At 38.8% G+C, this 12,888-nt stretch carries 12 protein-coding genes and 1 tRNA gene; 9 read left to right on the top strand and 4 right to left on the bottom strand.

Annotated elements, in window-relative coordinates; all coding sequences use genetic code 11:
* The first annotated feature begins 104 nt into the window (after positions 1-104).
* From IEY67_RS00965 to IEY67_RS00945, 5 genes are all read left to right on the top strand, one after another.
* Complete coding sequence (locus IEY67_RS00965) at positions 105-2,702, top strand: DNA gyrase/topoisomerase IV subunit A (RefSeq protein ID WP_373292230.1); 2,598 nt, start codon at positions 105-107, stop codon at positions 2,700-2,702.
* 3 nt (positions 2,703-2,705) lie between these two features.
* Positions 2,706-3,575 (top strand): DUF3316 domain-containing protein, encoded by an 870-nt coding sequence (locus tag IEY67_RS00960; protein WP_122353207.1) that lies wholly within the window; start codon positions 2,706-2,708, stop codon positions 3,573-3,575.
* Between the two features lie 9 nt (positions 3,576-3,584).
* Positions 3,585-4,595, top strand: a complete 1,011-nt coding sequence (locus tag IEY67_RS00955; RefSeq protein ID WP_183670404.1) for a S41 family peptidase — start codon at positions 3,585-3,587, stop codon at positions 4,593-4,595.
* Positions 4,596-4,677: 82 nt separating this feature from the next.
* A tRNA-Leu gene (locus IEY67_RS00950) sits at positions 4,678-4,759 on the top strand.
* A 243-nt stretch (positions 4,760-5,002) separates the two neighbouring features.
* Positions 5,003-5,296 carry a nucleotidyltransferase family protein gene (locus tag IEY67_RS00945; RefSeq protein ID WP_122353205.1) on the top strand — a complete coding sequence of 98 codons (294 nt, stop codon included), beginning with the start codon at positions 5,003-5,005 and terminating at the stop codon, positions 5,294-5,296.
* A 399-nt stretch (positions 5,297-5,695) separates the two neighbouring features.
* On the opposite strand, the gene IEY67_RS00940 is transcribed toward IEY67_RS00945, so the two are convergent.
* The 4 genes from IEY67_RS00940 to IEY67_RS00925 all read right to left on the bottom strand — a co-directional run bounded on the left by IEY67_RS00940 (position 5,696) and on the right by IEY67_RS00925 (position 8,759).
* Entirely contained in the window at positions 5,696-6,088 is a 393-nt protein-coding gene (locus tag IEY67_RS00940; protein ID WP_122353204.1) for a BSAP-5i family immunity protein, read from the bottom strand.
* A 94-nt stretch (positions 6,089-6,182) separates the two neighbouring features.
* Complete coding sequence (locus IEY67_RS00935; RefSeq protein ID WP_122375753.1) at positions 6,183-6,752, bottom strand: Crp/Fnr family transcriptional regulator; 570 nt, start codon at positions 6,750-6,752, stop codon at positions 6,183-6,185.
* Between the two features lie 214 nt (positions 6,753-6,966).
* A complete protein-coding gene (locus IEY67_RS00930) occupies positions 6,967-7,545 on the bottom strand; it encodes a GNAT family N-acetyltransferase (RefSeq protein ID WP_122375752.1) in 579 nt (192 codons plus the stop codon).
* A gap of 812 nt (positions 7,546-8,357) precedes the next feature.
* Entirely contained in the window at positions 8,358-8,759 is a 402-nt protein-coding gene (locus IEY67_RS00925; RefSeq protein ID WP_183670406.1) for a hypothetical protein, read from the bottom strand.
* Positions 8,760-9,310: 551 nt separating this feature from the next.
* On the opposite strand from IEY67_RS00925, the gene IEY67_RS25495 reads away from it, so the two are divergent.
* The 4 genes from IEY67_RS25495 (at position 9,311) to IEY67_RS00905 (ending at position 12,769) form a co-directional block, all read left to right on the top strand.
* On the top strand, positions 9,311-9,880 hold the full coding sequence (locus IEY67_RS25495) for a HEPN domain-containing protein (RefSeq protein WP_506330611.1): 570 nt from the start codon (positions 9,311-9,313) through the stop codon (positions 9,878-9,880).
* Between the two features lie 275 nt (positions 9,881-10,155).
* Positions 10,156-10,761 (top strand): class I SAM-dependent DNA methyltransferase, encoded by a 606-nt coding sequence (locus IEY67_RS00915; RefSeq protein WP_221267777.1) that lies wholly within the window; start codon positions 10,156-10,158, stop codon positions 10,759-10,761.
* 378 nt (positions 10,762-11,139) lie between these two features.
* Positions 11,140-12,033, top strand: coding sequence for a HEPN domain-containing protein (locus tag IEY67_RS00910; RefSeq protein ID WP_183670410.1), 894 nt, complete (start codon positions 11,140-11,142; stop codon positions 12,031-12,033).
* A gap of 127 nt (positions 12,034-12,160) precedes the next feature.
* The gene (locus tag IEY67_RS00905; protein ID WP_122376457.1) at positions 12,161-12,769 is read left to right on the top strand and encodes a type 1 glutamine amidotransferase family protein; all 609 of its coding nucleotides are present in this window, start codon (positions 12,161-12,163) and stop codon (positions 12,767-12,769) included.
* Positions 12,770-12,888: the final 119 nt, after the last annotated feature.

Here is a 12,888-nt window from a genome sequence, read left to right as displayed (position 1 = left end):
TTGAAGAATTCACAGAGGAAAACGAAAACGAGGAAATAGAGCAAACAAATACAGATTCTCAGGAAAACGGGCAATCTGATGCTGCTACACATTCGGAATATAAAATACCCGGGAAGGGCGAAGGCCGTGTGTCCTATCATCTGTCAGGGATGTATCAGGATTGGTTTTTGGATTACGCTTCGTACGTGATCCTTGAACGTGCCGTGCCGCATATTAATGACGGACTGAAACCGGTACAGCGTCGTATCCTTCACTCGATGAGGCGATTGGATGACGGCCGGTATAATAAGGTCGCTAATATCGTGGGGCATACCATGCAGTTCCATCCTCACGGAGACCAGTCTATCGGCGATGCGCTGGTACAACTAGGGCAAAAAGACCTGTTGATCGACTGTCAGGGGAACTGGGGTAATATTCTGACCGGTGACGGTGCTGCCGCTCCCCGTTATATCGAAGCGCGTCTTTCTAAATTTGCTCTTGAAACGGTATTCAACCCAAAGACAACCCTTTGGCAACTCTCCTATGACGGACGTAACAAGGAACCGGTCACTTTGCCGGTGAAATTCCCGTTGTTGCTGGCCCAGGGTGTGGAAGGGATTGCTGTCGGTCTTTCTTCTAAAATACTTCCGCACAATTTTAATGAATTGCTGGATGCCTCAATCGCTTATCTGAAAGGGGAGGAATTTGCTTTATATCCGGACTTCCAGACAGGTGGCTATATCGATGTCTCTAAATATAATGACGGCGAACGGGGTGGCTCGGTAAAAGTACGTTCCAAAATTACGAAGCTGGATAACAAAACTTTGGTTATCAGTGAAATTCCTTACGGAAGAACAACCTCTTCCCTGATCGAGTCGATCCTGAAAGCAAACGACAAGGGTAAGATCAAGATCAGGAAGGTAGACGATAATACGGCAAAGGATGTAGAGATTCTTGTGCACCTGGCTCCGGGCGTTTCCTCGGATAAAACGATCGATGCGCTGTATGCCTTTACCGATTGCGAGATCAGTATTTCGCCCAACTGCTGTGTGATCATGGACAACAAACCTCACTTTCTGAAGGTTAGTGATGTGTTGCGCCATTCGGCAGACGATACGCTGCATCTGCTGCGTACGGAACTTCAGATCCAGAAGGCCGAGCAGGAAGAAACCTTGTTCTTCGCCTCTCTTGAAAAAATCTTCATTGAAGAGCGTATCTATAAAGATGCCGAGTTTGAAAACTCCAAAGATATGGATGAGGCGGTTGCTCATATCGACTTGCGCCTGACTCCGTTCAAGCCTGATTTTATCCGGGAAGTGACTCGCGATGATATCCTCAAACTGATGGAGATCAAGATGGGACGTATCCTGAAATTCAATTCGGAAAAGAGTAATGCCCTGATCGCCCAGATCCGCGAAGAAATAGAGCGTATCAATCACCATCTGGATAACATTGTCGATTATACGATCAACTGGTTTACCATGTTGAAAGAAAAATACGGCAAGAACTATCCGCGTATGACCGAAGTGCGCAACTTCGATACGATCGAAGCAACGAAGGTGGTGGAAGCGAACGAAAAGCTATATATCAACCGTGCAGAAGGTTTCATGGGTATGAGCCTTAAAAAGGACGAATATGTTTGTAATTGTTCGGACATAGACGATATCATCCTGTTCTACCGGAACGGAACTTATAAGATCGTAAAGGTCAGCGACAAGATGTTTGTCGGGAAAGACGTTTTGTATGTGAATGTCTTCAAACGGAACGATACCCGAACCATCTATAATGTTATTTACCGCGACGGAAAAGTCGGATTTAATTACATCAAACGTTTTGCCGTGACCGGAGTGACCCGTGATAAGGAATATGACGTAACTAAAGGAACGGAAGGTTCACGTGTACTGTATTTCAGTGCGAATCCGAATGGAGAAGCCGAAACGGTTAAAGTGATTCTGAAGCCGAAGCCACGCCAGAAGTTGCTTGTCTTTGAAAAGGATTTCAGTGAGATTGCCATTAAAGGACGTGGTTCGATGGGTAATATCCTGACGAAAGCGGATGTTCACAAGATCAGCCTGAAACAAAAAGGTAGCTCTACACTTGGAGGACGTCAGGTTTGGTTCGACTGGGATGTGCTGCGTCTGAACTATGACGGTCGTGGTGATGAACTGGGCGAATTCCAGAGTGACGACTTGATTCTGGTGATCTTGCGTAATGGTGATTTCTATACGACGAACTTCGATTTGAGTAACCATTACGACGACAATATACAGATTATAGAGAAATTCAATTCCAATAAAGTCTGGACAGCGGCTTTGTATGATGCTGACCAGAAATATCCTTATCTGAAACGTTTTGTGCTGGAAGCCGGAAGTAAGAAACAGAACTTCCTGGGTGAAAATCCGAAAAGTCGTTTATTGCTGCTTACGGATGAGACGTATCCGCGCATTGAAGTGGTATTCGGCGGGCATGACGATTTCCGTGAACCGATGGTATTGGATGCCGAAGAGTTTATCGGCGTGAAAGGTTTCAAGGCGAAAGGAAAACGTATCTCTACATTTGATGTGGAGACGGTCAACGAACTGGAGCCAACCCGCTTTGCCCCGGCGGAACAACCGGGCGGAGATAACGGAGAAACTCCTGATAATAATGATGCCGGACAGAATGAAAGTGATTCGGATATTATAGACGAGATAACCGGGCAGATGAAACTCTTTGACGAATAGCCTATGAAGACGGTTGCCTCTCTGATGATTTTGTTCTCTTGTCTGGTGTTTCCCTTAGCGGCTCAGACGGACGAAAGTGAGGAGGATGATATTCCGCGGTCAGTGAATGAGGCAACGATGATCGGAGTGGGTGGGTATAATGTAATGGATACGTATCTGACTCCCGGAATAGAAACTAAATATACGGGGTGGGGACTGAGGATATTGAACGAACGGATGAAGGTTGTCCGTCTGGCGAATTACAATGTCTCGCGGCAACAATTCCTTAATGTCGAGTTTGCCTCCACCCGGAATGCAGCCGATGTTGCAACTGATTATATCGGCTTCGTGGATTACTCGCTTGGATATCATTATCGTTTTACGAATATAGTACCGAACCTGAAAGTGCTTGCCGGTGCTTCGGCGCGCTTGTCGGGTGGTTTTATCTACAATACCCGTAACAGTAATAACCCGGCTTCGGGAAAGGCCGATCTGGATCTGAACTTTTCTGCTATGGGTATTTATGGTTTTAAAATCAGGAATTATCCCATAACTTTCCGTTACCAGATGGAGATACCTTTTATCGGTGCTTTGTTCGCTATCCATAAAGGGCAACCTTATTATTATCTTAGTCAGGGAGACCGTGGTGGCGTGATCAAATTCAGTTCGCTCCATAATAAATTCGCGATGAGGAATTACTTTACTTTCGATTTCCCAGTAGCGAATTTTACTGTCCGGGCGGGTTATCTGAACAGTATGTACCGGACGGATGTAAACGGGGTTAAAACGCATGTACTATCCAATTCATTTATGATCGGGCTGGTGAAGGAGTTTGTTTCTTTTGGAGGAAAGCGACTGAAAAAGACGCATGAGTACAGCAGTGCCTACTATTAAGAGCGGAAGATGAAGTTACGCATCATATATTATTTGTTGTTGGTCGGTATTCTTTTTTCGGCTTGTGAAAAGGCGGATAAATATAACCCTTCTCCCCGCGATAACTTCGAGGCTCTCTGGCAGATCCTGGATGAGAACTATTGTTTTTTTGAATTTAAGGATATCGATTGGGATGAGGTGCACGACCGTTACAGCGTGCAGATCAATGAGACGATGAGCCAGTATGACCTGTTTGAAGTCTTGGGTAAGATGTTGGCAGAATTGAAAGACGGGCATACCAATCTGTTCTCTTCCTTTGATGTGGCGCGTTATTGGGCCTGGTATGAAGATTATCCGGCGAATTTCAATGCAGAGATACAAAAGAATTATCTGGGGACAGATTATAAAATTGCCGGAGGATTGAAATATAAGCGCTTGTCCAACGATCAGGTTGGCTATGTATATTATGGTAATTTCTCCAGTGGAGTCGGTGAGAGTAATCTGGATAACATGTTCATTCATTTTAAAGATTGTAGGGGCCTGATTCTGGACGTACGTAATAATGGAGGAGGAGCCATGTCTAATTCCGACCGTATCACCCAACGTTTTCTGGAGGAAAAGATACTGACCGGTTATGTCACTTATAAAACAGGTAACGGGCATACGGATTTCTCCTCTCCTTATCCTCTATATCTTTCGCCTTCCGACAGGCTTCGTTGGACTAAGCCGGTGATTGTTCTAACGAATCGCCAGTGTTACAGCGCTACGAATAATTTAGTGAGTATCATGCGTTTATTACCTCATGTGACAGTTATGGGAGATTGTACCGGAGGTGGCAGCGGCTTCCCGTTCAGCTCGGAGCTGCCTATTGGGTGGAGTATCCGTTTTTCTGCCTGTCCCATACTGGATGCAGACAAAAAGCATACAGAGTTTGGCATTGAACCGGATGAAAAAGTATCCATGACCGAAGAGGATATGAAAAAGGGGAAAGATACTATTATTGAGGCTGCTATCGGACGTATTTTATCTACAGCCGATTAACCGGAACCTAACAAAAATAAAATCTCCACTGAAATACTTGCAAATTAATAAAAAAGACTTACCTTTGCACCGCAAACCAAATGCGGCTGTGGTGTAATTGGTAGCCACGCCAGACTTAGGATCTGGTGCTTCACGGCGTGGGGGTTCGAGTCCCTTCAGCCGCACAAAATGCAAAATCCTTCCGAATTCGTTCGGGAGGATTTTTTTGTTATACACTGTTTATTAAGTGATTACAGTATCTTCTTCCTTCTTTCTGAAATAGATAAATCATGTCGAAATAATACTTTTCAGGTGCCAAATCGGGGATTAGGTACTAATAAATAGGAAGGCAAAAAAGTGATTTGTGAGTAATCCTATTTGATTTTTCCATTTGAACACGTATTTTTGTATCAAATGATTAAGAAGATATGAAATCAACGGCTGAATATGTAAACATCTTGCGTGATTATATGGCGAAGAACGCTTCTAAATATAGCATTATTCGTATGGGGATATTTGGCTCTGTCGCCAGAGGAGAGCAAACAGAGGATAGTGATGTTGATGTTTATCTGGAGACTTCAAAACCAAATATGTTTGCTTTAGTTCATATAAAAGAAGATTTACAAAACCTGTTCGGTTGTAATGTTGATATTGTCCGATTGCGTGACCAAATGGATTCCTTTTTGAAAAATCGAATTGAAAAGGAGGGTATTTATGTGTGACAGAGTTAATCCGTTCTTCTTTAACGAAAATACAGACAGCTTTAGACAGAATATTAAAGAGGTCGGAAACGATACTTACTCCAGATGATTTCTTAACAACACCTAGTGGAGTTGAGAGATTGATACACAAATAAGATTGAAATAAATATTTTCATCAATAGATGCTACATTAACAAAAATAATTTACCACTGTCGTCAATGCTTCGGTGGCTCATCTTTGTTAATCTATTCGTCGTTTTTAATTTCTAAATGATTAATAATGAGATTGATATTGAGGATTTACGAACTTCCGAAAACAAGCAAAGGGATACTTTACTCCCATTTGAGAGCAAGTTCCCCCTTGCTTATGATTTCCTTTAATTATCAAATGGTAGTAATAATTGGCGATAAACAGTTTCGTTAATATCGTCGATTTAAGGTAAGTGTCGATTTATATGAATTAAGTGCTTCTAATACCATTTTATCTTTACTAAATTCTAAAATAGTACGTTTACTAAAAAGAGGTCCGTCCTCTATATTCATGATTTTACCTTCAATGGAATAGTTAAACTCATAGACCTCGGTTCCGAATCCGTCTTCCCGAAGAATATATTGACCATTCTGTGTATCAAAGAATTGCATCTCAATATTTATTGTCCTTAGAATTTTATCTCCATCGGTTACGAGATTAACTCCCTCCCATGTCGTCTGTTTCAATGATTCAGAGTCAAATCTAAAATCATTATTATTACTGCAAGAAGTAGATGCGATTGCCAAAAATAGTATTACAAATGTTCTGAATAAATTTTTCATGTAACTATATTTTAATTGATAATAATTCAAGGAATAATACTACCTGCAAAATTAGAGAACATGAATAAAAAAAGCTTGAAATACTTCAAGACTTTCATTTTTGCCGTAGTTTTCTCCGTATATGGCTGACGGTTTCAGGTGTCACACTAAGAAACGAGGCTATCTCTTTTAAAGTAATATGCTGAGGGAGGTTTGTGCAGCGTTTTAGTAGCGCAACATAACGCTGCTCTGCTGTCTCACAATAAAAGCCAAGTAGCCGTTGATACATTTCTACAAATATTTCTTCTGCAACCAATCTACCAAAACGTTGAGTATTTATGTTTGTTTCCCAAAAATCATTCAGTTCTTTCATAGATAACACACATACAGAACAATCTGTAACAGCTTGAATATTGGTTAATGATCCCATATGCTTAATCAGTGATGGGTAATCACACACAAACTCTTCGGTAAAACTATAACCGACAATAGATTCGTTACCGACAGTATTAATACGAGTATATCTAAAAAGACCACTTTCGACAAATCCCACATACTTACATGGTTCATTTTGTCTAACAAAATAATCCTTCTTTTTAATCTCAATAGACTTTCCCTTTTCTAAAAAGTACTTTTCAAATTCTGAGAAGTCAATCTCATTTATGTATTCATTGAAGTTCACCATATTGTAATCCGCTTATATTTGCAAAGATATGATTTTTCAATAGTGGAGGCTTCGGCAAGTATATCTAAAACCACATTTTGAAAAAGATGTATTGAATATTTACTATGACTATGTAAAGGAACAGGCTTTAATAACTCATTCTGTTGCTTATGATTGTGTAGTCCGTATGTTGAAACAGATAAGAGCATTTGAAGGAGGTGATGTTGTTGTCAATCTATTTGTTAGCCCAATCTTTATCGAGCATGGCATAAATAATATCGTCTACCCATTCGCCACGAAGGAAATAACTCTCTTTGAAATGAGCTTCTTTCCTGAATCCCAATTGTTCGATAAGTCGGATAGAGGCGGTGTTTCTTGGATCAATAGATGCTACAATACGATGTTTCTTTAGCGTTATGAAAAAATAATTTACCATTGCCGTTAATGCTTCGGTGGCATATCCTTTGCCTTGAAAAGTTTTATTCAACGTACAACCGACCTCTACCTGCATTCTTTCATGTCCCGTGAAGATTATTCCCATATCCCCGATCAGACGGTTTTCATTCTTGGTTAGAATGGCAAATTGAAAACATATGTCGGCTATATCTATAATCTCCGGCATATTGGTTATATAACTACGAACTTCCTCCTCAGATTCGGGGAACCAGCCCTGATATTGGTTTTCAATAGTATCAGAGCGGTAAGCGTATATTTCTTCCGCATCATCTGGGTTTGCTAACCGTATAATCAATCTGTCGGTCAGAATCTTGCCGATAGTAGTATCTGCTTTATCGACGTTTTTGGATTCAATCATATGTATTCTCTCTTCATTTGTTCTAAACTATTCCCTGGCAATAAAGTTACTACTTTATTCTCCTGTTGCTTATTTAATATTCAGGAAATTTTGCTCATGGGTCATTTCGATGATAAGATGGCAACATGGACTTTTGAAGTAAAATTGTGGGATTTGACAAAATGAAATAATATTACTTCTCTTTTCAATAGAAAGATTTTATTATAGACTTTTTTGTGACTTGTATGTTGTGCTAAATTGGTATTATAGAAGAGTGCTGAGTACAATATTTAACAATATTCTTTAGGTATATGACTTTTGTAATTCGTTTTAAACGAGATGGGGATTTATTTAAAGGGAAATTATTTGTTAATAAGTGTTGAATACAACATCTTTGGAAGTTATTTTGTAGTATAAAAGCATGTTGAATAACATTTTTCGTGTTCTATAACAAGATAAATGAGTGTTGTAAGTAAATTGACAATATGTGGTATGTACGATAAATATTTGGTCGATTGTTTTGTTTTATTTGATATAGGTGGCATAATGCTGTTTTATTTGATTAGAGCAAGGTGGTTATGTTATTTCTTAAGTTGCTGACAGTGGCATAAAAGGCTACAGGTGTTGATTCTCTCCCGTACAGCTTTTTCATAGGTGGGTTGAATTGACAGTTTGATATTTGTGAGTCCTTCATAATAATATAACTCAAGTACGGATTACACAGATTTCATTGTTCTGATCAATAAACAATTTGTCAAATCCGTATAATCCGTGCTTGTAAAAAAGTATAAAGAGGCTTTTGGGGTAGTCCTTTATTGTTTAGGGCTATGCAATTAATTATAAAACATCAGGCAAATATCACAGGGTAAATGGCTGATTGCTTCCGCTTTTATATAACAACTGGGTGCTGTCCATCTATTTTTTACATAGTCATTGCTCTGGGTTATCTCCAGATAAGAAATGAATTTTGTTACATATTCATTCTTATCAGGGAATAAATATACGGACTGGCATTTACCTTCATCGCTAAAAAGACAGGTTATCGTAAACTCTTCCTGGTCAAATCGTATCTCAATCGATTTTTCTTCCACATCTTTTTCGAAATAGTCAATTAAGCAATATGGATAGTTTCTATATTTTTGTCTGATTTCTGGCAATGACAGATCTAATAATGAAGTAATTTGTTGCAGTAGATAGTAATAGCTTTTTATACCAATTATATTATTATTGTCCATATGAATACGTTCCTTTTTATGCCTGATCCGGAAAAATCAAGCTTCTATTAATACTATGATATTTTAATTACCTGTATTATATAGGCTTATTTGTTTTCTACTGGTGGACAAAACAAATAACAACAGGAACGTAATGCAAATATATGATTTATAATCAAAAAGATTAAGTCAATCCGGCTTTTTTTATACATTTGTGTGTTTAATGTTGTACATAATCAAGCATAATGAAAGACTCGATAGCTTATCTGCCGAAAGACAAACAGGAAGATTTGGTATTTTTGGTTAAAGAGATACTGAAAAGATTACCTCAGACGGAGTATATTATTCTGTATGGTAGTTATGCTAGGGGTAATTATGTGCGTCGTAGCGTACGAATTGAAGACGGTGGTATTCCTACAGTCAAGATCTCTGATTATGATATCTATGTGGTAACAAGCGGTTTTAACAGTAAAAAGGCAGAAACGGTACTGGATAATGTAGAAGATATCTTCTTTTCTGGAAAAGATTTCGATCGTGATACACCTGTTGAGTTTATTACAGATGATATTAAGATGGTCAATAAGTATCTTGAAGAGGGGCGATATTTTTATACCCAAATAAAACAGGAGGGTATTGTTCTTTATAATAGTGGGAAATACAAATTAGCTCGTCGTCGAAAACTGAACTTTGCGGAAATAAAGGAACAGGCTCAGGAATATTTTGAAGAGAAGTTTAAGTCTGCGAATGATTTTTTGTTGGGTACTAGGTTTTTCAGTGAAGACATGAATAACAATAAGCTGGCTTCTTTTATGTTGCATCAGGCATGTGAGAATTTTTATTATGCCATTCGTTTAACATTTACTTTACGAAATAGTAAACAGCACAATCTATCCAAATTATCTTCCAATACCAGGCGTTATTGCGATGACCTAGGAACTGTTTTTCCACAGAACTCGCTCGAAGAAAAGCATCTTTTTAAACTTCTTAAAGCGGCTTATGTGGATGCTCGTTATAATCCGCATTTTGTTGTAACGAAAGAGGATATCGATGCCCTTATTCCGAAAGTCGAATTGCTCAGAGATATTACGAAACGGATTTGTGAGGCGAAGATAAAGGAGTATGGGGAGAAAAGTTATATGTAAAACGATAATGCTTCTTTTTAATTTTTCAGGATTATATGGTGAAAAACGCATCCAGGTATCATATTATTCGTATGGTAATATTTGGTTCTGTTGCCACTTTGATATCGTGCGATTGCGTGAGGATATGGATACCTTATTAAAAAGTAGAATTGGAAAGGAGGGTATTTATGTGTGATAAGGAATTAATTCCTTTATTGTCTGATGCCGATGATATCAGAACGGAAGAAACGATAGCTACTTATAATAGCTCTGCCGTAAATTATTAGGATAAGTTTATGAAGATGGATTTGTATAACGATACATTCGACCGCTTCTGTTGTTTGATCGATAAGGAAAGGGCGGAGGTGCTGGATATCGCGACCGGTCCGGGTAATGTGGCAAAATGCCTTTTGGATAAACGGCCGGATCTGAATGTTTTCGGGATAGACTTATCTCCTAATATGATCGAGCTGGCCAAAAAGAATAATCTGCAAGCTGAATTTGCTGTGATGGATTGCCGGACTATTGCAACGATAGGACGGAAATTCGATGCGATTATGTGTGCTTTTTGTCTTCCTTATCTCTCAAAGGAAGAAAGCAGAAAATTGATCTTTGATTCGGCTGAGTTACTGAATCCCGAAGGAATATTGTATATAAGTACAATGGAAGGCGATTATGAAAAATCCGGCTTTGAAACGACCAGCTTTAGCGGGCAAAGCAGGGTGTTTATATATTATCATCAGGAAAAGTTTATTTCCGACTGTTTACAGAATGCCGGATTGGAAGTGGTGGACTTAGAGCGAAAGGATTATCCGGAGCCAGACGGTACATTCCTTACGGATATGATCTTTATTGCTAAAAATAAAATATTGAAACACAGGATGATCCTGAAAGAAGTCTAATGAAAACAGAATCCGGACTTAAATCCGGATTCGAGCAATATGGATAGTTTCTATATTTCTGTCTGATTTCTGGTAATGACAGATCTAATAAAGAAGTAATTTGTTGCAGTAGATAGTAATAGCTTTTTATACCAATTATATTATTATTGTCCATATGAATACGTTCCTTTTTATGCCTGATCCGGAAGAATCAAGCTTCTATTAATACTATGATATTTTAATTACCTGTATTATATAGGCTTATTTGTTTTCTACTGGTGGACAAAACAAATAACAACAGGAACGTAATGCAAATATATGATTTAGAATCAAAAAGATTAAGTCAATCCGGCTTTTTTTATACATTTGTGTGTTTAATGTTGTACATAATCAAGCATAATGAAAGACTCGATAGCTTATCTGCCGAAAGATAAACAGGACGATTTGGTATTTCTGGTTAAAGAGATACTGAAAAGATTACCTCAGACGGAGTATATTATTCTGTATGGTAGTTATGCTAGAGGTAATTATGTGCGTCGTAGCGTACGAATTGAAGACGGTGGTATTCCTACAGTCAAGATTTCTGATTACGATATCTATGTGGTAACAAGCGGTTTCAACAGTAAAAAGGCAGAAACGGTACTGGATAATATAGAAGATATCTTCTTCTCCGGAAAAGATTTCGATCGTGATACGCCTGTTCAGTTTATCACTGATGATATTAAGGCGTTAAATAAGTATCTCGAAGAGGGTCGGTATTTCTATACCCAGATTAAACAGGAAGGTATTGTTTTGTATAACAGTGGTAAATACAAATTATCACGTAGAAGAAAACTGAACTTTGCGGAAATAAAGGAACAGGCGCAGGAGTATTTTGATGAGAAATTTGAAAAGGGAAATTTCTTTTTTGATGATGCTGTAACGAATAAAGGAAGAGAGAGATTTCAAATGTCTTCATTTTATTTACATCAAGCCTGTGAGAATTACTATTATGCCATTCGTTTAACTTTTACTTTACGAAATAACAAACAACACAATCTTTCTAAGTTGTCTTCTTCTGTAAGGCGCTATGCCGATGATCTGGGGACTGTGTTTCCACAAAATACACCTGAAGAAAAACAACTTTTTGTACTTTTAAAAGCAGCCTATGTGGAAGCGAGGTATAACCCGTATTTTGTAGTAACGAAAGAGGATATCGATACCCTTATCCCGAAAGTCGAATTGCTCAGGGATATTGCGAAACGGATTTGCGAGGCGAAGATAAAGGAGTATGGGGAACAGAGTACTATATAGATGATACCAGCCTGACCCCTGTACAACGTTTAAGTATTCTCGAAGAGCCGTAACGGTTTGTAGAGATTGTTAAATCTATATGTGAAAAACAGTTTATTAACAACAACAATTAAACAGCAACAAAATCATGAAAAAAGAGATTTTATTTATACTGCTCAAAGACTTTGCCGATTGGGAAGGCGCGTATATTGGCCCGTACTTAAATTTCGGCTGTGGACCTGATATTAAGAGTAAATATGTGGTCAAAACGGTGTCGGTGACAAAAGACCCTGTCATTTCGTGCGGTGGTTTCAAGATATTGCCCGATTACAGCATCGACGATATTCCTGCCGATTATGCGGGAATCGTATTGATCGGTGGTATGAGTTGGTTTACCCCGGAAGCCGAACTGATTGTACCGTTAGTAAAAAATGCCATCGAGAATAAGAAACTGGTTGCAGGTATCTGCAATGCTTCTGTTTTTCTGGGGATGCACGGGTTTCTCAATGAGGTGAACCACACCAGTAATGCATTGGAATACATCAAAGCGTTTGCCGGAGCAGGCTATAAAGGTGAATGCCGCTATATCGACAGCCCGGCAGTAAGAGATGGTAACATTGTAACAGCCAACGGATTTTCTGCACTGGAGTTCTGCCGTGAAATACTCTATGCTTTGGATGCATATACTCCGAAAATGATAGAGAAAAGCTATCGAATGAATAAAACAGGCGTTTGGGAAGCACCTGAGGTAGAATAAACATGAAATACTTGGATCAAGAAATAGAAACGTAATGCAAGTATATGATTTAGAATAAAAAGATTAAGTCAGTCCGGCTTTTTTTATACATTTGTGTGTTTAATGTTGTACATAATCAA

The organism is Parabacteroides faecis (genome assembly GCF_014647375.1).
Classification (GTDB): domain Bacteria; phylum Bacteroidota; class Bacteroidia; order Bacteroidales; family Tannerellaceae; genus Parabacteroides; species Parabacteroides faecis.
Note: the sequence above shows the minus strand (reverse complement) of the source record. Positions and strands in the feature narration are given on the sequence as shown.